18 protein-coding genes are annotated in these 20018 nt (G+C 40.5%); 3 read left to right on the top strand and 15 right to left on the bottom strand.

The features are described from left to right. Nucleotides 1-277: 277 nt before the first annotated feature. Both WC407_RS10720 and WC407_RS10715 read right to left on the bottom strand, forming a co-directional pair. Nucleotides 278-502, bottom strand: a complete 225-nt coding sequence (locus tag WC407_RS10720) for a hypothetical protein (protein WP_373022656.1) — start codon at nucleotides 500-502, stop codon at nucleotides 278-280. A 781-nt stretch (nucleotides 503-1283) separates the two neighbouring features. Next, nucleotides 1284-1637 carry a tyrosine-type recombinase/integrase gene (locus WC407_RS10715; protein ID WP_373022655.1) on the bottom strand — a complete coding sequence of 118 codons (354 nt, stop codon included), beginning with the start codon at nucleotides 1635-1637 and terminating at the stop codon, nucleotides 1284-1286. A gap of 131 nt (nucleotides 1638-1768) precedes the next feature. Here WC407_RS10715 and WC407_RS10710 point away from each other — a divergent pair, with 131 nt between their 5' ends. From WC407_RS10710 to WC407_RS10700, 3 genes are all read left to right on the top strand, one after another. Further along, nucleotides 1769-3388, top strand: a complete 1620-nt coding sequence (locus tag WC407_RS10710) for a DUF4214 domain-containing protein (RefSeq protein WP_373022653.1) — start codon at nucleotides 1769-1771, stop codon at nucleotides 3386-3388. Nucleotides 3389-3622: 234 nt separating this feature from the next. Next, entirely contained in the window at nucleotides 3623-4078 is a 456-nt protein-coding gene (locus WC407_RS10705) for a type II secretion system protein (RefSeq protein ID WP_373022651.1), read from the top strand. Nucleotides 4079-4081: 3 nt separating this feature from the next. Further along, nucleotides 4082-4564 (top strand): type II secretion system protein, encoded by a 483-nt coding sequence (locus WC407_RS10700; RefSeq protein WP_373022648.1) that lies wholly within the window; start codon nucleotides 4082-4084, stop codon nucleotides 4562-4564. 158 nt (nucleotides 4565-4722) lie between these two features. Here WC407_RS10700 and WC407_RS10695 read toward each other — a convergent pair whose 3' ends face one another. Genes WC407_RS10695 through WC407_RS10635 form a run of 13 tightly spaced genes read right to left on the bottom strand, consistent with a single transcriptional unit; the run spans nucleotide 4723 to nucleotide 19992 of the window. Further along, the gene (locus WC407_RS10695; RefSeq protein ID WP_373022646.1) at nucleotides 4723-5961 is read right to left on the bottom strand and encodes a type II secretion system F family protein; all 1239 of its coding nucleotides are present in this window, start codon (nucleotides 5959-5961) and stop codon (nucleotides 4723-4725) included. Next, complete coding sequence (locus WC407_RS10690) at nucleotides 5962-7638, bottom strand: GspE/PulE family protein (protein WP_373022645.1); 1677 nt, start codon at nucleotides 7636-7638, stop codon at nucleotides 5962-5964. A gap of 21 nt (nucleotides 7639-7659) precedes the next feature. Continuing rightward, a complete protein-coding gene (locus tag WC407_RS10685; protein ID WP_373022643.1) occupies nucleotides 7660-8388 on the bottom strand; it encodes a tetratricopeptide repeat protein in 729 nt (242 codons plus the stop codon). Further along, on the bottom strand, nucleotides 8381-9175 hold the full coding sequence (locus WC407_RS10680; RefSeq protein ID WP_373022641.1) for an AAA family ATPase: 795 nt from the start codon (nucleotides 9173-9175) through the stop codon (nucleotides 8381-8383). Before WC407_RS10680 ends, WC407_RS10685 begins: the two co-directional genes overlap by 8 nt. Beyond that, on the bottom strand, nucleotides 9176-10714 hold the full coding sequence (locus WC407_RS10675) for a type II secretion system protein GspD (protein ID WP_373022640.1): 1539 nt from the start codon (nucleotides 10712-10714) through the stop codon (nucleotides 9176-9178). Continuing rightward, complete coding sequence (locus WC407_RS10670) at nucleotides 10711-11067, bottom strand: hypothetical protein (protein WP_373022638.1); 357 nt, start codon at nucleotides 11065-11067, stop codon at nucleotides 10711-10713. Before WC407_RS10670 ends, WC407_RS10675 begins: the two co-directional genes overlap by 4 nt. Beyond that, on the bottom strand, nucleotides 11064-11693 hold the full coding sequence (locus tag WC407_RS10665; RefSeq protein WP_373022635.1) for a hypothetical protein: 630 nt from the start codon (nucleotides 11691-11693) through the stop codon (nucleotides 11064-11066). The genes WC407_RS10670 and WC407_RS10665 overlap by 4 nt, the downstream gene beginning before the upstream one ends. Beyond that, the gene (locus tag WC407_RS10660; protein WP_373022634.1) at nucleotides 11690-13150 is read right to left on the bottom strand and encodes a hypothetical protein; all 1461 of its coding nucleotides are present in this window, start codon (nucleotides 13148-13150) and stop codon (nucleotides 11690-11692) included. Before WC407_RS10660 ends, WC407_RS10665 begins: the two co-directional genes overlap by 4 nt. 60 nt (nucleotides 13151-13210) lie before the next feature. Further along, on the bottom strand, nucleotides 13211-13669 hold the full coding sequence (locus WC407_RS10655) for a type II secretion system protein (RefSeq protein ID WP_373022632.1): 459 nt from the start codon (nucleotides 13667-13669) through the stop codon (nucleotides 13211-13213). After that, complete coding sequence (locus WC407_RS10650; RefSeq protein ID WP_373022631.1) at nucleotides 13666-14106, bottom strand: hypothetical protein; 441 nt, start codon at nucleotides 14104-14106, stop codon at nucleotides 13666-13668. Before WC407_RS10650 ends, WC407_RS10655 begins: the two co-directional genes overlap by 4 nt. Further along, nucleotides 14106-14996: a prepilin-type N-terminal cleavage/methylation domain-containing protein gene (locus tag WC407_RS10645; RefSeq protein WP_373022630.1), complete on the bottom strand. Its 891-nt coding sequence runs from the start codon at nucleotides 14994-14996 to the stop codon at nucleotides 14106-14108. Before WC407_RS10645 ends, WC407_RS10650 begins: the two co-directional genes overlap by 1 nt. Next, on the bottom strand, nucleotides 14996-15643 hold the full coding sequence (locus WC407_RS10640) for a type II secretion system protein (protein ID WP_373022629.1): 648 nt from the start codon (nucleotides 15641-15643) through the stop codon (nucleotides 14996-14998). Before WC407_RS10640 ends, WC407_RS10645 begins: the two co-directional genes overlap by 1 nt. Then, a complete protein-coding gene (locus WC407_RS10635; RefSeq protein ID WP_373022627.1) occupies nucleotides 15640-19992 on the bottom strand; it encodes a LamG-like jellyroll fold domain-containing protein in 4353 nt (1450 codons plus the stop codon). Before WC407_RS10635 ends, WC407_RS10640 begins: the two co-directional genes overlap by 4 nt. Nucleotides 19993-20018 lie beyond the last annotated feature (26 nt).

Raw genomic sequence — 20018 nt, 5'->3', positions numbered from 1 at the left:
GTTAATGGTTAGGTTTGGGTGAGGTTTATAACAATATTACAACAAGGTGTGAATAAAAATACACAATGTATTAGCAAGGGTAAAATACTTTATAACCCCAATGTTACCGCAAGGGATAAACGGCAAGGTTAGGGCAAGGTTTTAAGGCTTTGAATACTAAGGTTACACTAAGGGTGAACGGTGAGGTTACGGGTAGGGTTAAAAGAAAAAAGGAACAGTAAACGCATTGAATATGAGTCCAAGTCTTTATTATCTTAACAATTTGATATGTATGGGCTTATTGATAAAAGTCATTATTATTTGAATGCTCATATTTTGCAGAATCTTTATTAATTTCGATAATATCATCTATTTTGTCAAAATCAGAGTGAAAAATTAAATTTGTGGTGACAATACATATATTTAATGGTTTAATTATCGCCCCCTCAATTAATCCAAAAAATATATATACGGAAGCATTTGCCACATATATAAATAATAGTATTTTACCAATTAACTTCATCTCATTTACCTTTATAAATTTCCAACAATATTAACATATATTACTATCTTAATTAATGTTAAGTCTAACTGCTATAAATTCTACAGTAAACACAACAAGGTTATCCGAATGGGAACGATAAGGTTAATGGTAGGATCAAAAGAAAAAGGGAACACTAAAGGAAACGCTAAAACCCCCTTATTATCGTGCTTTGTAAGCAAAAGGGAACAGCAAAATTTGGGCGATATTATGAACACAAAGCGAATAAGCAAAGCCCGTGCATGAGGAGATTATCAGAGATAGTGAATAGCCAAATGAACACGTTAATGGGCATACAAAAGTCCGATAGAAAATTCACGAGTTATGAGTAACACAAAACACCATTATGACGGTATTTGTAAGGGTTTCGGGTAAAATAATTCACACCTAAAACAATCAAGGTTTAGCCAAGGGTAAACGGATGGAGTGCAATAGGTATATCCAAATTTGGATACACCCCTAAAGGACTGCACAATTCCGTGCTAAAGTATTCCTTAGAGGGAAGCGTGGAACAAATCACAAAAATGTGAGCGGTAGGTATTGAAATTATTAAGTTATTGATTGATAGAATAAGACTATCAAAGTGGTAGTTTATAGAGACACTTTTGAGTTAATGTACCTTTTAATGTACCTATTTAAAAGTAGCACCTTTAAAACATCCAAAAATAGGCAATTCGTGAATCTCTCCTCGGCCACAAGTGCCTATTTTAGGGACTTTCAAAGCCTTTTTAAAAACCCCGAATTTTTCTTACCTACCCCAAACTTAACTATAAACCGAAATTGATCTGTCAAAAGCTTTGTAATTTTGATCGAGATAAGCTACATAAACATTGAAAACCATTTCAGTCGAAACGTGTCCTAAGAGCTGTGCAAGTTCAACGGGTGTTACTAAATTACGATAAAGCATATTTGTGGCGTAGGTATGGCGTGTATTATATGGCCGTCGATAATCAATTTTGAGTTCTTCAAGTAGTGGTTTCCAGTAGCGATCAACAAAGACGTTTGTGTCTCTGTATGGTTGATTGTATTGAGTTTTGAAAAGGTAATCGTGATCGTGTAGGTTATACAGTTCCTCAATAAGAGGCAAAAGAAAATCGAGTATCGGAATATCACGCATAGATTCACGCTTAGGAGTGGTATCTTGATTTTATCGAATCGGCACTTATTAACTTTTTAGGTGAGTTTTTAGAGGTACCCATATATAAAGTTATGCTATAGTATTTAAAATAACCATATTTAAGGGTGCAGATGGCAATTGATACAGTAACAGCAGAGAAAGAAATAGCAAAAATTTATCTCGCAACATTCAACCGTGTTCCTGATGATGTAGGTTTAGTTTATTGGACAGATGTTTATGCAAATAAAGGTGCGTCATTAAATGCAATCGCTCAAGGATTTGCAGGTTCTGCAGAATATGCTGCTAAATATCCCTCTTCCCAAACAAGTTCAAACTATGTAGATGCTATTTATAATAATGTATTTGGACGTGGGTCTGATTTAGGTGGAAAAATATACTGGACAGGACGTTTGGATGATGCTGTAACTGCAGTAGATCATTTGTCCCATGCAGCCCTGATAAATGAAATGCTCAATGCAGCAAAAGCAAACGGTAGTACAGATGGTCTTAAAGTAGAGAACCAAGCAACGTATGCAGTGGATGCAGTATTATCTAATTTAGATATTACTTCTGCTACGGAACACTTAGTAAATATTACTTCAGATACTACTACAATTGCAACGGCCATAGCAACTACTACCCAAGCAATCACTCTTACACCACCAGTGACAGCAAGCACGCCACCAGCTGATATTCAGTTTACAAATACCACTACACATACGATAACATATAGTGATGCAAGTGCATTAGGATGGATGGACCCAGTATCTGTTTCACTAATATCTACAACAGCACTGAATGATACTTTAACTACTTCAAATTTTGAGACTATCAATATTGGTGCTACTAACTTAAATTCTACAACGCTCGGTGCAAATGCAATTATGCAAACACTAACACTAACTGCTCAGCCAACACTTGGGTATACTGTAGCAATCAATATAACCACCGGAAATCTAACAGGTTTTACGCTTGTTGACTCTCATGACTTAACAATTTCTAGTGTAAATGCAAATGGGGTAAAGGGTGACGGTACTGGTACAGTTGGTACCGGTTTTGTATGGACTACTGGTACTCTTTCAGGAACGACGACTGCTACCATTACAGGTAGTGCCAATGGTGGAGATCACATTGATGCTTTTGCAGCATATGTTCCTGTATCTATTACTGAAACAAAAGGTACAAATTTTCTTAGCGGCAGTGCAATGCACTCCAACCACATTACTGGAGGAACAGGTAATGATACTATTATCGGTGGTTCTGCCGCTGATATAATCATAGGTGGTGGCGGTGCAGATGTAATTGAAGCCGGTAGAGGTGCAGATACTATTACTATTTCAGGTAATACATCGGTAATCACCCAAGGAGTTGGTGACTCTGGTACAAATACAGTGATGACAAACCAAACGTCAGAATTGACATCGACGTTTGATATTATTAATGGCTTAGTCGCAGGTGATAAAATTGATGTAGGAAACTATTTTGCTACATCCCCAATACAAATTACTCTTGCCGGTACTAATCTTGCATCAGGTGGCGATAATAAAGCAGTTTTTACAATGGGAACATACGATTCAATAGGGCATACATTTACCTATAATATAAACGGCCACGATACGGCATTAACATATGACTCAAATGGCATAGTTGGTACTACTACTGCTGAAACCATCATCTTAGTTGGTTACCAAGCAGGTGCCCAAACAGCAGCGGTTATTAGTGGTATGAGTTCTGTAATCACACTTGCATAAATAATACCTATTGGAATCAGGAAAAACAATTTATTATTCAATCATTTTGCATTTTATAGTCAAATTTCACTCATTCAAGATGTTCACGTATACTGCAAAAATAAATATGATTAGAAATATAAGCTTTGTTAGTCTAAATGATTAATTATGTTATTAAAGCTTAAGCTTAATATGACGATAATACCCCAATCTTATTATGTGTACTAGCTGTACGCATTAAATCCAGGGGTTCTAATGAAACGTAATGCATTTACACTTGTCGAGTTGATCTTCGTGATCGTTATTATCGGTATATTGGCTGCTGTTGCCGTGCCGCAGTTTAAAAATCTTAAGCAGAATGCTGAAGTAAAAGCCGTTATAAAGACGACAATTGATACAGCGTCTGGTGCAGCAAATGCCGCTGTTAACCAAAAAGACTTGGAAAATAATACAACTTTTACATTAGCAGATGTTGTAAGTGTAAAAGGAAAAGGGTGGCAGACAAGTGGTAATACGATAACTTATACAGACCCAGCATCATCAACTGTTGTTTCTACTATTGTACTTGATCCAGTAAATCGTAATGTTTTATATACGGTTATTTGTGGTAGCTTTTATGATAGTATCTCAAAAACTAAATGCCGTAGTGATTTGAATAGTTCTAATACTACTGACACTACATATGACACCAATACTACTATTAACTTTTAACATATGAAAGGATCAGCTCATTCCGGATTTACCCTTATTGAGCTGATCTTCGTTATCGTCATCATCGGGATTCTCTCGGCGGTGGCAATACCAAAATTTGTCAACCTCACCGACAATTCCAAAAGTGCTTCCGAACTTGCAACCGCCTCATCAGTCCAAAGTGCACTCGATGCGATCCATGGCGAATGGATTAGCAATACGTGCGATTTTGATTGGGGAAATGGACAAAATACTGCGACGAATCCATTAAATGCGACCGGTTATCCAACTAATCTTGGTGCAGATAATGCACATCCCCTCAATTATATTCTCAAAAATACAGATAATGGAGATTGGGCACAGGTAGGAACAAGCTATTATGGTCCTGCAACTAAAAATGGGACAAGCACCAAAGACAGAAATATTGCCTACAAGCCTGAGGGAAATGATTACTGGGAATACAATGCTACCGCTGGAACATTTAAACTTATCGATGTCAATCCGTAATAGCGCTGCGTTATTAGCTTCTCAATAAGAGCAATTTTTTATTATCTACAAAACACTCTCAAAGATTGGTGATTTTGTGAATTATCCACAGCCCAAAAGAGAGGATAAGGGTGCTAATAATCGCAACGGTGATGGTTCCGGTTTCAAGTTCCATGTTATTATCCTGCGAGATCGACCATCGACCACATCGGCATAAAAATCCCCAGTGCGAGAACCAAGACAAATCCGGCTATCGCAGCGATGAGGATCGGCTCGATCATAGTGGCGACATTATCGACGATATAAGTATAACGATTATTATACACCCGATTAACTTTACTCAGCATCACCCCCAGCGATCCGCTGCTCTCTCCGGCTTTAATCATTTGTAAAATCATCCCTTCAAACTGGGCACTTTCGGTAAATCCCTGCGCCAAAGAGCGACCGTCTTCGATCGCTAGAGGGATTTTTTTCAGTTCTTGCTTGATAAAGTCGTTTTCGACAACGCCCATAGCGATTTGAAGTGCTTCAATCATCGGTATACCAGCTTCAGTTAGGACGTTGAAGAGATAAATGAAACGACCGATCATGGCATAATAGGTCACTTTACCGACAATATAAATTTTGAGCATGTATTGATCGGTTTTGAGACGGAGCGCTGGATTCTTGGAATAAGCATAACTAAAGGCGGTTGCCAAGACAACCGAAGTAGTTAAAATATAAGGGCCATAAGTACGAATGGCGTGTTCTGTCCATAAAAGCATTTTCGTGGGAAACGGAAGTTCTAATCCAGATTGCTCAAAAAAAGCTTTGAATTGCGGAACAACGAAGGTGATGACAACGGTAAATGCGATACTCATTGCCACCAAAATAAAGAGAGGATACCGAGTCGCTTTTTTAAGCTTTTGGCGATTTTCATAAATCTGTTGCAGTATGCTAGAGAGTTTGCCGATAGCGTTGCTGAGTGTTCCCGTTTGCTCTCCCAATTCAAACATAGAGAGAGACAGAGTTCCGAGTTGACGCTGATATCCTATGACGGAGCGGCTAAGGCTTTGACCGCTTTCAATATCGTGAAGTACTTCGGTAAAAATGAAGCGTATCATAGCATCATCGGTGTCTGTGATACATTCAGCCAAACAGGTATTGATCGGCATTCCGGCATCGAGCATCGTCGAGAGCTGATCCAAAAAAGCGATATATGATTCATCTTTGACACGCCGATTTTTGACGGGACTGGTAAAACGGCTTTTAAATCGATCGAATTTCATAGAAAAAGGCTCAGCTACCTCTTGAACATCCAATGGGACACCTAGGCTTTTATTGCGAAATAATTTGAGTGCTTCGGCTTTATGTGCCGCTTCTACTGTGATAGAAGAGCGTTTTTTGGCCTGTTTATAACGCACTCGAAAGAATTTCACCTACAGCTCCTTGGTAACACGTAAAACTTCTTCAAGCGTTGTGATTCCACGTAATGCTTTAGTGAGTCCATCCACAATCATGGGTTCAAATCCTTCATGTTCTTGGGCATAGCGAGCAATGTCATATTTTGAAGATTCTTCCGCAACCATTTTAGCAATCGCTTCGTTCACCATTAGAATCTCGGAAATGAGCAATCGTCCGTGGTATCCGGTATTGGAACATTTGGCGCACCCCTTACCTGCGTAAAATTTACTGTCATCACTAATCCATCGCTCTACTCTGCGCAATAAATTTTTGTGCGGTTTGATCTCTGCTTTACATTCAGGACATATTTTACGTACTAGCCGCTGGGCAACAATTCCGACCAATGAATCTGCAATAAGATACGATTGAAGTCCCATCTGAACCATCCGTCCAATCGCACTTGGAGCATCGTTAGTATGAAGCGTCGAAAATACAAGATGCCCCGTAAGTGATGCTTGTGCTGCCGAATTTAGGGTTTCAAAATCACGAATCTCGCCGACCAGAATAATATCCGGATCTTGACGTAAAAACGATTTAAGTGCTTCTAAAAATCCGAATCCTACCCTATCATTGACTTGTACTTGCTGTACAAGAGGAAGCTGATATTCGATCGGATCTTCAATGGTCAGTACTTTGTTTTCGATGCTTTTGACCTCATTGAGTGCAGCATAGAGAGTAGTGGTTTTACCGCTTCCGGTAGGTCCTGTGATCAGGACAATCCCGAATGGGGCATGGATGATTTCATCAAATTTTTCTAAATTTCTACCTTCAAATCCAAGTTCATGGAGTTTTAGGAGAATTTTTTGCTGATCTAGAATACGCATAACAATCGACTCGCCGAAAAGTGTCGGAGTAGTTGATAGACGAAAATCGTACTTACCTCCAGCTACATCGAGGCTGAAACGGCCATCTTGTGCTTTTCGCCGCTCGGAAATATCGAGATTACCCAGTAGTTTAATCCGTGAATTCAAAGCGGTGTATATGTCCAAATCAAATACGAAGGTCTCTTGTAAAATTCCGTCGACACGTGTACGTACCGACATGGATTGAAGTTCCGGTTCGATGTGCAGGTCACTGGCACGCCGTAAAACAGCATCTTTGATAATGAGACTGATAAGCTGCATGACGGCACTGGCATCCCCTTCTCCCCCTTTTGCCCCTTCATTATTAATTTCTCGTTTGACTTCTGCGGCAATGGTTTGTGTTTTCTTGATAATCTCAAGACGTTGAAATATATGGTTAATATCTTCACTCAGTGATAAGTAGACTTTGAGTGGTTTGGTCGCAATATTACGTTCAAGTGATTCAAGCGCATCAAAATTAAGCGGATCAGAGGTAGCAATATAAACGTAATCTTCATCTTCTTTGAAAGGGATTGCTTTGGCCGCAATAAGGAGAGGCATAGAAAATTTCGATAACGCAGTAAAATCAATTTTTTCACCAAAGAGGTCAACAAAATCAATTTTCAGCTGTTTGGAGAGGAGCAGAGCCATCTCTTTATGCGAGACCATCCCTTCCTCTACCAGAACTTCTCCGAGTTTTTTTGAAAACCCTGAGTTTTTTTGTTCTTGAAGGGCATGCTCGAGCTGTTCTTGCGTGATGAGACCCTCTGCAATGAGTAAATCTCCTAATCGAACTTGTTGACGAATCATACTCTCTCTCCTTGCATTTGTTTAGGGGTTTTGTTTCCACGTTCGGAGTAATTCAAGCGCTGCTTTAGAATCTTTAAAATTAAGATACAGCTCCAATACGCCAATGGCATCCGTTTTACGACCTTGTGCATAATAGGATCTGGCATACAACATCCATGCCTCTTCCCCTTCACGATTCATTTGATTCGCTTTTTTTGCCCAAACAGCAGCTTCTACAAAATTATTTTTCCCGTAATAATCACGTGCAACGGCGAGAGCTGTTTCGTATTTCGGATTATTGTCAAACGTTTTAAGAGGATCAAGTGTTGATGTTTTTGTGTCATTATTGACATCAAAAAAGCGGCTATTCTGCGGTTTTGGTAATATAGGAGAAGGTGATTGGAGCGGTTTTTCGGCTACAGCAGAAGTATTCGTTACCGCTACTGCAATAGCATTGTTTATTGGCTTGATGACCTCTACCGTTGAACTAGAGGGCGTTGTTTTTTTAGGGAGAGGTAGGATGGTTTTATTAACATCGGATGGCACAATGGTAGTATTTGACTCACTAAAAGGGACAGAAACAGGGGTGATATGTTGCACTTTAGGAAGCGGCTTTGAGATACCATTGGTTATTGAAGACCACTCCATGTATCCTGCAATAAGGGCAATGAGCAAAAGTATTCCCCCTACAATAAGGAATGAGAGATGAATCATATGCCGGCGACGACGGGCAGAACATCGTTCTACAAGTTGGTCAAAATTATCAATCATTAAGTAGTCCCGCACTCATCGCTGCCATTGTGATAGTACACGATGACGGTCGTAGATATTTTTCTTTATTATGGGTATTAGTATAGTGAAGAATATGAAAAAGATGATAAAAAATCTTTTTAAAATTACGGAAATTTCCTTGGCTCAGGTGATGCGCCTTCACAATAAGCTTATTGTTGAACTCATCGGTAATTTCACCATACCCGATCCGCACCAATTCGCGATGGATATAATTTTTCCCTTCAACAATATTGAGAGGAAAAAGTTCAATGATGCGATGTGGTCGGCTTTTAAAATGGGGTGCACGAAGTATCGATACCCCTTCACTACGATGCATTGCAAGGATAAACCAAAACGCTTTTGAATCACTAAGAATACGGATAAACTCTTTCATCTCAGCGCTTAAAAGCTGTGCTTCATCGATCATAATAATGTGATTGCTATTGGAGTAAAGCTCCGTCGCCTTAATTCGAAGTTTTTCAAAATCATTATCATAAACGGTGATCCCTTTATGATTTAACAGTTTTTTTAACAAATCCAAAGGGGTAAGAAACGGCGTTTCGATAAGTAAAACATCAAGTTCATCACGCCAAATTGTTTTAAGATGGTGAAGTAAAAAACTTTTCCCACTGCCGGGTTCACCTAATAGGAAAATGAGTTGACGAAAAGTTTTAGAAAGAATAGTTTGAATCTTTTCAATGGCTCCAAGGGAGCCTTGTACTTCAAAATAATCAGTACTATTTCTCCCCTCTTCAAATTGGTTTGCTGCATCAAGCCATTTAGACATCTAATTTGCCCTATTGATGATAGCATCATCTATGGAAGGAAAAATATCTTTTTTAATCAAAGTAGGGGTAATCAGTATAAAAAGTTCACTTTTCTGCGTTGATACTGTAGAACCATGAAAAAGTCTCCCAAAATATGGAATATCCCCAAGAATTGGGACTTTGCTGTCTTTGTGTGATGTTTTTTTCTCAATCAACCCACCGATAAGTACTTTTTGTGAATCTTTAACTTTTACAATTGAAGTCATTTGTTTAATACGGGTGTCAGGCGGCATTGTTCTATCAGCACTAATTACATTTGAACCGTCGAAATTAGATGCATTGACATCTTCTCCAAGAAGTTCACTCGATACCGGATTAATCCTCATAACAATATACCCATCTTCAGTAACTTCCGGAATGATATTTAAGGTTAGTCCGACAAAAACGGAACCTAGTGTGTTAGTCGTCGTTGCAAGGCTTAGACTATTTGCAGCTGCAATTGTACCATTGGTATAGAGATAACTTAGTTGTTTTCCAACATTGATTACAGCAGGTTGATTACTGAGAGTTAATACCTTTGGATTTGAGAGAACTTCAACATGTCCATAACGGTTTAGAAAATCAATAAGCCCCATTGGATCAAAATTAACACCGAAAGTGTATGCTGGATGAGCAATACCCATATTATTATAACTATTGGCATAATTACCGGCCAACGAAAGACTGAAATTACTCCAATTGACTCCAGTAGTATTAAAATCATTGTAGGTAAGTTCGATTAAGTACGCTTCGATCATCACTTGAGAATGCATACGTGTTTCAAGTTTATTTAGGTATCCTTTAACTGAATCAATTTGGCGTTTGGTCCCAGATACCGTGACTACTGTTGCATCACGGCTTACAAGAGTTTTATTAAGTGCCGCATTGTATTCATCGTCAACTTCTAAAATTTGTTGAATATGATCATGTAATTGATCCCAAAATGTAAAAGTAGAAATTGCTTTGACATTTGTATAGTCCGTATTAGAACCACTGCCCTGCATACCTGTTCCTGATGATCCTACTCCGCCTGGCATCGCACTTGGAAGCCCACCCATTGGACTTCCACCTGGCATTCCACCTACACCGCCTCCCATTGAACTACCACTGCTCCCTGGCCCAACAGTGATTGATTTGGAAGAGGTGGTAGTTAGCTCTCGCATATTGATGTAATCGACATTAAAATTGACAGTTTTGGTGTATGAAACACGAATGACACCTTTGGCTTCATCGTAGGTATAAAAAAGGTTATGATCGTCAAAGATAAATGCAAAAAGTTCTGGGACGGTATAATCACTGATATTGACCATATCAAGAGGTTGAGAGAGACGCTCTTTAGCACGGTGGTCTTCAAATACAACACTGATATTACAAGTCTGAGCAACATCGCGTAACAGATCCATCAAGCTCAAGGCAGAGCCTTTATTCTGATAGGCACTGAGACTGAATCGTTTGTTGTCACATTCGTGAGCCTGTGAAAATGTTAATAAAAATACCAAAAGTAATAGAATTTTTTTCATTGAACTTCCTTAGTGCTAAGTACGCGGCGTGCTCCGCCGACGGCGATCATAGTGAGTCGATTCCCCTCTTTGAGACCGACGAAATTGCTATGGATATAGGTTACTTCTTGGTTGTTGACCCGATCACCAACACAATACCATGCACCGTTGATAAACGCTTTATTATTCATAACAGCGCTCACAACCGTGGGTGGGATCACCGGTAGGGCATCTATCATCGGAGGTGGAGGTAAAAGACCCGTTATGGATGCGGCACGCGACTTAGCAGTTTTAAGAAAAGGATCGTATATTTGTGCGTGCAGTAGGTGTGTGAAACACAAATATGCAATGACCCAAATCGTCAACTTACTCATAATGCAACCCCCATATAGAGGATTACCGCTTCAAAACGGGGTTTGGTTTCATCTGAGCGAATTTGGACGCTCTGGATTTGAATCAACGTATTTCGGGATTCAATAAAGGTGAGGAAATCAGCAATAGCAGGGAAGCTTCCTAATCCGCTTATGGTCAGTTTTTTAAATTGTTTGACTTTCCCGTAAAATGTTTGATTGGTATCTTCCGATTCCATCAACTCAACTTTAAGTCCCAGTTTGATAGAACGCTCTAACAGGAGATCGAGGGTTTTTGCATACTGGCGATTATCAAAAACAAGACCTTTTGAAGAGGCCATTTGCAATAGAAGGGCTTGCTTTTCATTCTCTAGCGCGACACTATGGTGTTGTTCCCTAAGGATTGCGGCGGAGCTGTTGGCTATTTTAGTGCGGTAAGCTTCCGGAGAATTGTCACTAATTTGCTTTGTGAGTTCTTGATTTTGTTCTTGAAAAGTACTTAATTCATCTAACGCGTCAGAGAGATAAAACATCCAACCCATCAACACTATGCCAAGTGCTGTAATGATGTATAGTGCCCAGCGTGTTTTTGGTTCATACGCGAGGAGTTGTTCATCAAGATTGTCAAGTTGTGCTTCTAAATCATTCATCGGATCACCTTTACAAGGCTATTGTACGTTGTATTATTGTTATCCAGTTTGATTTCATGTGTTTGGACATCCTGATATCCTCGTTCATACAGACCGCTCATGAGTTTGGCTATGTCATCTCTTTTAGCATAATCGGAAACAACGTACAAATTCATCTGTTTTGAGCTGTTTTGCTCCATTAAGAGGGCGCCCAAGTGGTATCGACCTAACTCGGCCGTCGTATCAAGGAGAAATTGCTGCCGCTTGGCATGCATATCATCGATTAGCACTGCTGTCTCTTCGGCAGCATGATAGAGGGCGATCTCTTCTTGGAGGGCTTCACTTTTCGCTTGTTGCTCCTGCAGAAGAGAGGTATTCTTTTTTAATGTTTTCGAGAAACTCGCGGTCTCGTGTTGTAGTGCTTCGAGTTTGGATGTGAGTTCTTCATGGCGTGTTTCCTCTGAAGAAATCATCCATCCTACCATTAATGATGCCATTAGGACAATAAGAACTGATCCTCCACTGAGTCCTAAAAATTTTCCACTCTCTCTAGCATACCATGCTGCTTTACGCTCATAGGGAGAGAGGTTAAGGGGAGCTGTGGCATGTAAAAGGTAGGAAGCACAGAGTGTTTCATGGAGTTGCTCGCGAGAAACACCTTCAAGAGTAAGGGGGATTACTTTCGTATCAGCAATACCATAAGCACTGAAAACAGCTTCTAAACCAGGAATCCCTTCCCCTTCAAAGTCAAGAAAGATGTGATCAATTCCACTGAGGCCGAAAAGACCTCGTTTATGGTTGATTGTGTGAACAAGCCGCTCAATATTTTTGGCAACTCTCTCTTGGATCAGGATAAATTTATTGAGTTCTTCGGGAAGATAGTTCTCTTCTATAAGTCCTTTAGATTGTAAATGATTTTTAAGTTTAGCAATATCCAAACCTGTTTCAACCGCGATTGAAGTAAGCGTTTCAATGCTGCGATGGGCAATGTAGTGACCCTCTTGGTAAATAGCTCCATAGGACTCTTCTTCTCCAAGATAAATAAAAAGATCATTTCCTTTTGGGAGGGTATCATAAAGAGAACCATAAACCATAAAAGCAGGGGTTATTATATCAATTGCACTGGTTTTAGTAAGTACGTCAGCAAAATAATCACGCGCTTTGGTATGAGAAAGGGCAAAGACTTCGATGAGAGCATCATCATCGTTATTAATCGTATTCCGGACGAAATCGATTGTGTACTCATCATCACTACTGAGGTTCCCCTCCTCAAACATCCGAATTTCGACTTGAATTTTTAGTTCTTCAGCACTAAGACGATCAGAAAGTTTAAGAGTATGAATATTGAGCAACGACAACGGTATTATCGCACCGGAAAAAAGAGATTTGAAGTCACTCGCTACACACGCTTCAAATCCACTCTCTTGATAGGTACGAGATCGGTCATGTTCGAGATAAAGGATTTTTTGGTGTTCCATTGCCCTGCTTGCCACGTTTTTGTCTTTGCCTATATCGGCAATATTAAAAAAAAAAATTAATTATTTACAAGGGATTATAGCATAACCTGTTCCACAATAAAGGCGAACAGTGCTGTTTTTATCACCATACACAAAAGTAATATTTAAATCAGTCGGTAAAAGGGTTAATAATGATGTAGAGTTTCCATCATGTGGGCGACCAAGAGCATCGAAACAAATATTTTGTTCTGGTGTAAGTGTATTAATAGGAGAGATAGTTGCTTTAATTTCATGGCGAGGTGATTCATCGCTATTTGAAAGTGCTATTGCAGTCAAAGTAACGCAGCCTCCATCCACACCAAAACCATTAGGACTTTGATAACCAATCGCACGATATCGAGCTTCTTTGAGTTTAAGAAGTGTATATTGAGCATCTTGCCGCGCATAATCGGGACGACTCATATAAAAACCAATACCACTGATTATCCCAATGAGCACAATCACGAAAATAAGTTCAAGTAATGAAAAAGCATGTCTCATGGGCGTTGCAAACTCCTTCGCTCTAATCGGATAGGATGGAGAATTTTAGGATTGGTATTATCCGAGGTAACGACAACTTTCATACTGACCATTCCGTGCGACTCTTCCGTTTGGATCGGAGTATAGGCGACTCCGTTGTTACATATACTGCCATCGGCCAAATAGTACTGTTCTATCGTAACAACGGCATTAAAACGGCCATCTGATGAGATGACGTTCACACTACTCATGCATCCACCAGAACTACGATTATAATCACTGATCCTTAGGAGTGCTACTTCGGTCGAACTTTGTAAAAATAATTCTGCCTGTTCTCGGGTATAGCTGTCGGCGTAATGGCGAGCACCCAAGGAGGCATAGCGCATTGTGACACTAACGATTCCCCCGATAAAGAGAATAATGAGCAATACTTGGGGCAGGCCAAACGCGAGACGCATCAGAATACCACCTTTTGTTTGGATAGTCGCACTGGATTTCCACCACGAACGGTACGATTGGTATCAATAGAGAGGCGGATTGTGCCGTTGATTGTTTGAGCACGAAAAGCGTTTACTTGAGTAGCAAGAATACTGACTTTCCCGACACGATTGGCTGCTGCACTGTCGGCACAAAAACTTTCTGTAGGAGTTTTCCACGGACGGTAATCATCAAATAAAAAGAGTGTATTATCCAATGCAGTTGCACTTAGGTTCAATGCCGTAATGCAGGGTGCTGTTTTATCGATATCGGCACCACGGGCGACTGCATAGGCAGAATCTACAAGGTTATATTTTTCATATATGGTTGTAGGGGCAACACCGGTAAACAGTATTTGGTTACTTTGACTCATGCTGATTTGATACGTAGAAGGGTTTCCCTGATCAAATGTCCCTGAAAAAATTAGGCCGATATTGTTCCATGTAAATGCTCCCCATTTATTGGTTTGGGTTGTTTGGATGGCGTTGAAATCGGTATTTGGGGTGTAGAGCATTTTAGTTCCATAATCGGAGCGGTTCATATCCACAAAGGCACTGTAATCTCCTGCCTCATAGCTTTCACTTGCCGTTCCGTACCATGTCAATATTGTTTTAGTATAAAGGGTGCCATCCAACGGCTCGCAATGACCCGCATTATCGCACCCTTGCACCGACATGGGAGCACGGTTATAGAGGAGGATGCTGATTTGATCCAGTGCACTTTGAGAATCAATCGAGAGGGTAGCGAGGATTTTTGCTTTTTCAGATCGCAGAGTGATCGCTTCAAACGCCTTAAACATACCGACTGAAAGAATTCCAGTAATGGCAATGGTGATTATAATTTCGATGAGGGTATAGCCGCGGCGCATCATCAGTTCCAATTCCGCGAATTGATTTGGATATTACCAAGATTAAATGAGTGATATTCAAGGGATGTGATACATCCAACTTGTTTACTGTCCGGTCCATAGCCGACACGGACTAATACCCGTTTAGTGTTGGAAGACTGGTTGACATCTAGCGTATTTAAAACGGCATTACCGATCGGTGCAGGGTCAGCAACATAGGTTACCGTAGTCCCGATTTTAAAAAGCCCTTTTACCACTCCGGAGCAGTTTTTATCGGCACTGATATTAGTATCGTGATAATCATCAATATCGTTGTACTGAGCATCTTCTTTTCCTATCACACTAGAGGCGTTATAGTTGATCCCTATAGGTTTAATGCAGTTACGTCCCCCAACAAAGCCGCCGACACGATAGCCACTCGTAGCGTTACAATCGTATGCCGGATCACCATTGGAAACACCTAAAATTTGGGGATTTTGGGTATTATTATTATCCCAAGGTAGATTGATAATCATCCCGATTTGTGCCATGGCATTGTACATTGCTTCCTCTTTAATCGTTGTTTGTGTACTTTGGTTCATCGACTGCACAAGACGCGGAATAATGGTAAAAACAATCGCAATAATCACCATTGATAAGATTAATTCTATAAGGGTGAGTGCTTTTCTCATCGAAAGAGTTTTACCCCTTTATTGGTGATATTTTGAGCTGGTGTCATGCCAAAATCACTCCCTTGAAAGCTGCCACTGCTAACCCCCTTGACCCCTCCAGTTGTATTGGTATACTTGTATTGAAAACAAGGGTGTTGTGTACAATCCGTTCCATAATTATAACTTTTTATAGGATTAAGAGAATACCATAACCACGAGTTTATATCCAAATGGACGGTTTGGTCTACTGAAGACGTGACAGTAACAATTTGTGTTCCATTTTGGAAAGAACCAGGAGATACATTTATATCGTTCAGTCCAGCACTGAAGCCTCCAGCCCTTACGCTTCCTCCAATATTGGAGCTATGATTGGTATTACGATACCAGTGGAGTACATTTTGAGGCATACCGTTCACATAATATCCATTCGAAGCAGTACTGTAAACTTCGAATTCGACTGGATTCGGGGCATAGCCTACATTATTCGTAATGTCATAAGGGTGTACACGGCCATAGATGAAAGTAGCATTACCGATACCAGCACTATCGTTTCCCGACACACTGCTATCGGTAGCAATGACTGAGGCAATATTAAGATCAAATGGATTGACTGGTTTCGAACTACTACGATCAAAATTAATTTTAATATTCAATTTAGCTGAGCCATTGATATCGGTACCGAAGATACTATTGGGTAGATTATTAAGATTAAAAGCTGTTGCCACAGTAGCAACACTACTGGATGTTGACGTATTGGTTTCAAAATAATTAAGGTTAGCGAGATTACCTGATGGAGCAATGGACAGTGGTAAGTATTGGATTGAATAGTTAGTGGGTTGTGCATAACAAAGTGTATTATAATTTTTGGTGGTGGTGTTCCCTTCGGTTTGCGCCGTTACCGTTATATTGAGATCAGCAGACATATTGAGATCCGTAGAGAGATAGGTAAAGCCAGTTACAGCATTGGATAGTGCCGCAATGACGTCGAAATGATGCGGGGTCACTGTGATCGATTTTTGTGCAAAACCGATCGGCAAGTCGATAGTAGAGTTGTAGTATCCGGCGACATTTGCATCATTACAGTCTACATGTGCAAAACGTGAAGTACATGGCTTAGAAAGGTCAGAGATATTAATATCGAGGATTCCCACTTCGCTGTAGTGGGTAGTAACTGTTGTGGTACCGTTGAAAAAACTGAAACTTGCAGGGGTTGCGGTTGCGGTGAATATCCCCTGCGTACAACTTACATTATGTTCTGAAATATTAACATCGAAACTGTTTCCGGAGGTTTCGTTGTACGAAGAAGAAGGAGTATTTGGAACATTGAAGACCGGCGCACTAAATATTATATTAAAGCCGGTTCCAGCTATGGCATTCGAGGCTGTAATGGCGAAGGAATCAGGACGGATAGCAAAATAATCCGATGCAATACTACTGTTATCCTCACTGCCAACATTGAAGGTACCACTCATATCATCTTTTTTCCAGGCTATTCTCACTTTTGTATCATCAGATGCTTGTAAAATATTAAATGGACCGTATGTATTGGTGGTAACATTACTCCACGCTTTACATTGTCGAGCAAGCTCACTGTTGGTTGCAAACGTGAGTAATTGCACGCAAACGGTACCATTAAAACTTTGTAAAGCTGATAGTGTTTGATCTAAAGAAGTGACTGCGAGATTGAAATCTTTGCCTACGATTTTGGTTGATATTTTGCGGTCACTGATTGAGCGGAATATATCCCATGCATCAAATGCTACCGCTGTAGGTATGATGGTACAATCATTGCATGTTCGTACAGAACCGTTGAAATTATCGCCAGCAGATTCGTTAGAATAGATTGTTGCAATTTCGTCTGGATTTAATACCCGATCAAAAATTTTCACTTCATCGAGAGAACCACTAAAATAAGCGGGTGTTCCTCCGGTATCTTCAATCCGTCCAATACTCGAAAATGTTGTTCCAACGGTTCCTGTCCCACTCGTTGCAGATGCATTAAGAACTCCATTGATGTAGATTTGTAATAATCCTGTTGAAGCGTCTCGCGTTAAAACGATATGTCTCCATGTGCCGTCATTTATGCTGATAGATGATTTGGCTTGCACGCCGTCTCCCAATGCATTCAGGCCGATTTTGCCGCTGCCGTCAAGCCATCCCCAAAAAATATCATTATTAGTCCCTGCTTGCTCGACGCCTGTGACCCCCGGTGCTAACCAGTCTGTATCGTTCCCCGTTTGGGTTGTTTTGATCCAGAAACTTAATGAAGCAGTTGAAAGTAATGTATTCGTAGCCGTTTGAGGAACAGAAATGTATTGGGAAGTGCCATTGAAAATGGTCGTTTGACAGAGTGCTCCCCCGCTGCTCGTGGTAAGAGCTTGATTGATCGACCCGTTATAGCCGTTTCCGCTGCTGTCACTCACTTCGCCGCTTATCCCTTTCCAAGAACACTCATCAAAGCGATAATCGGCAACAGGTAAAATGGCGCATATTCCCCCCGCCATTTGCATATTACTGGTTGCGATTTGGGTGATTTCGTCTCCCGTGCTGGCATTGTAATAGTGTGCGTTGGCGGTATTGGTTAGCGTGATGTCATTGGCTGTGGAAAGAGAACTTTTAACTTTGACGTCAAAACTTATTTTATATTGTGTATTAATGGCGATACGGTCGAAATTACAGTAAATTGCCGTACTGTTTTTATCGCAGGTGACTGTTGAAGCTCCAGTACCGCTTAGCAATTGTACGGTCGGTATAGTCGTTTGGTTCATATCAAGATAGCTCAAAATATTGTTGCTTTGAAAATCATCATACACTTTTACGTTGGACGCTGCTTCCGTACCGGTGTTTTGAAACGTCATGGAATAATGGATGGTAGCACCTCGAAGATCTTTCCCGATACTACAGGAAGAGTTAGAGGCATACGTAACGGTCGCATTTTTATCAAAGTGCCCAATGGTAGGAGAATAAATTTGGGTCGAAAAACCGAACGTACCAACATAGTATTGATCGTTTCCCCCCCCTATCAGTTTGATTTGCGTAGAGGTTTGATTGTTTTCTAAAATCCCAGAAACATCGTATGTATCAATATCATTCCCCGCAGTATTCGGCCAGCTGGGATTGCGGTTTGTAACAAGGTTCCCTTTGTACGTGATATTAGAATTAAACTGGTTATTGCTGGGATTAAGTGAGTTATAGATATTTTGAAAAACACCTGCACCATTTTTGATTTGGAGCCCTTCACCGGTATACGCGGCATCCCCTTCCGCAGCAAATATGAAAAAGGTTGACGCAATAGGACCGCTTAAAGGGGTGCGAAATCCCGAAACATCTACGGTCTGGGTGGAACTACTCGCAAAAATTGCTTTAAACCCATCATATGCCGTCATATTTTTTAAGTTGTCATTGTCATCTTCGTACATGATGCTCAAAGCCCATGCACCATACGCACTTTTACCCAGTTTGGTCACCATGTCGGCAACGTCATAATCCCCATTTGGATTATTGAGATTGAGCAGTGAGGTGACATCGGCGATCCCTTGATATGCCGATCCCGAGTAATCAAGCTGTGAAGCGGTAACTGTGTTATAGGTAGAAGTCCCTGGTATTTTGAATTTGATGGTTTTGGCGGTATTTTTATCGGTTGCAAAATTTGTGGGGAAGATTCCTTGCCAATAAAGTTCAGCCCATAAAATTTTTGATCCAGACGGGAGTGCTAAATTAGCAGAACTGGAATTGGTCCGTGCCGGGTCGAGAATGTTATTAATGGCATAAAAATCATTGTTTGCCTCTGTGTCACCAGGCTTAGTACAACTCCCGCTTTCCCATCTTCCACTTGTTTGATTAGTACTTTTACAGAGAACTGTATTTCCGATCACTGAAATGTCACCGCGAGCATTGAGTGTATGGCGTAGCGCAAAAGCACGTGTGTTACTGTAAGTAGTCGGATCGGCAATGACCGTTATCGCATTGACCTTGGTATAGGTATTGCTCGTATTTGAAGAACAAGATTTATCGCTATAGGCGATAAGGCTGACAGAATAACTGCCGGTCGTAGCGGGTGCTGTGATCGAAAAAGAAGCAGAATGGTTTCCGGCACTGGTGTAATCAGCGGTATTGACACACGTATAACTTCCACTGCTGCCGATACGATAGGCAGTAGATTTCCATGCATCAGCACTATTGTTGCTGGGAACGGTGACATTGAGGTCTACCGTAACAGCATCTGAGGCATAAACGGTAGTAGAAGCGGTCCCGTTGAAGGCTGCTGAGGTAATTGTGGCAGCACCATACGATTTTGTCGTCAAAAGCACCATCCAAAAAAGGAAACTTATTAAAAAGGATAAATTTGTTTGCTTTAATAATATATTCACATCCTCACCTTTTTTGCTAGCTCTTC

Origin of the sequence: Sulfuricurvum sp. (assembly GCF_041651515.1) — a bacterium.
Lineage (GTDB): Bacteria > Campylobacterota > Campylobacteria > Campylobacterales > Sulfurimonadaceae > Sulfuricurvum.
Note: the sequence above shows the minus strand (reverse complement) of the source record. Positions and strands in the feature narration are given on the sequence as shown.

Excerpts from the sequence above, each read along its gene's own strand:
- WC407_RS10715 (WP_373022655.1), bottom strand. The coding sequence starts at position 1,637 with ATGCGTGATATTCCGATACTCGATTTTCTTTTGCCTCTTATTGAGGAA.
- WC407_RS10655 (WP_373022632.1), bottom strand. The coding sequence starts at position 13,669 with ATGAGACATGCTTTTTCATTACTTGAACTTATTTTCGTGATTGTGCTC.
- WC407_RS10660 (WP_373022634.1), bottom strand. The coding sequence starts at position 13,150 with ATGGAACACCAAAAAATCCTTTATCTCGAACATGACCGATCTCGTACC.
- WC407_RS10700 (WP_373022648.1), top strand. The coding sequence starts at position 4,082 with ATGAAAGGATCAGCTCATTCCGGATTTACCCTTATTGAGCTGATCTTC.
- WC407_RS10690 (WP_373022645.1), bottom strand. The coding sequence starts at position 7,638 with ATGATTCGTCAACAAGTTCGATTAGGAGATTTACTCATTGCAGAGGGT.
- WC407_RS10680 (WP_373022641.1), bottom strand. The coding sequence starts at position 9,175 with ATGTCTAAATGGCTTGATGCAGCAAACCAATTTGAAGAGGGGAGAAAT.
- WC407_RS10665 (WP_373022635.1), bottom strand. The coding sequence starts at position 11,693 with ATGAATGATTTAGAAGCACAACTTGACAATCTTGATGAACAACTCCTC.
- WC407_RS10645 (WP_373022630.1), bottom strand. The coding sequence starts at position 14,996 with ATGATGCGCCGCGGCTATACCCTCATCGAAATTATAATCACCATTGCC.
- WC407_RS10650 (WP_373022631.1), bottom strand. The coding sequence starts at position 14,106 with ATGCGTCTCGCGTTTGGCCTGCCCCAAGTATTGCTCATTATTCTCTTT.
- WC407_RS10685 (WP_373022643.1), bottom strand. The coding sequence starts at position 8,388 with ATGATTGATAATTTTGACCAACTTGTAGAACGATGTTCTGCCCGTCGT.
- WC407_RS10640 (WP_373022629.1), bottom strand. The coding sequence starts at position 15,643 with ATGAGAAAAGCACTCACCCTTATAGAATTAATCTTATCAATGGTGATT.
- WC407_RS10705 (WP_373022651.1), top strand. The coding sequence starts at position 3,623 with ATGAAACGTAATGCATTTACACTTGTCGAGTTGATCTTCGTGATCGTT.
- WC407_RS10710 (WP_373022653.1), top strand. The coding sequence starts at position 1,769 with ATGGCAATTGATACAGTAACAGCAGAGAAAGAAATAGCAAAAATTTAT.
- WC407_RS10675 (WP_373022640.1), bottom strand. The coding sequence starts at position 10,714 with ATGAAAAAAATTCTATTACTTTTGGTATTTTTATTAACATTTTCACAG.
- WC407_RS10720 (WP_373022656.1), bottom strand. The coding sequence starts at position 502 with ATGAAGTTAATTGGTAAAATACTATTATTTATATATGTGGCAAATGCT.
- WC407_RS10670 (WP_373022638.1), bottom strand. The coding sequence starts at position 11,067 with ATGAGTAAGTTGACGATTTGGGTCATTGCATATTTGTGTTTCACACAC.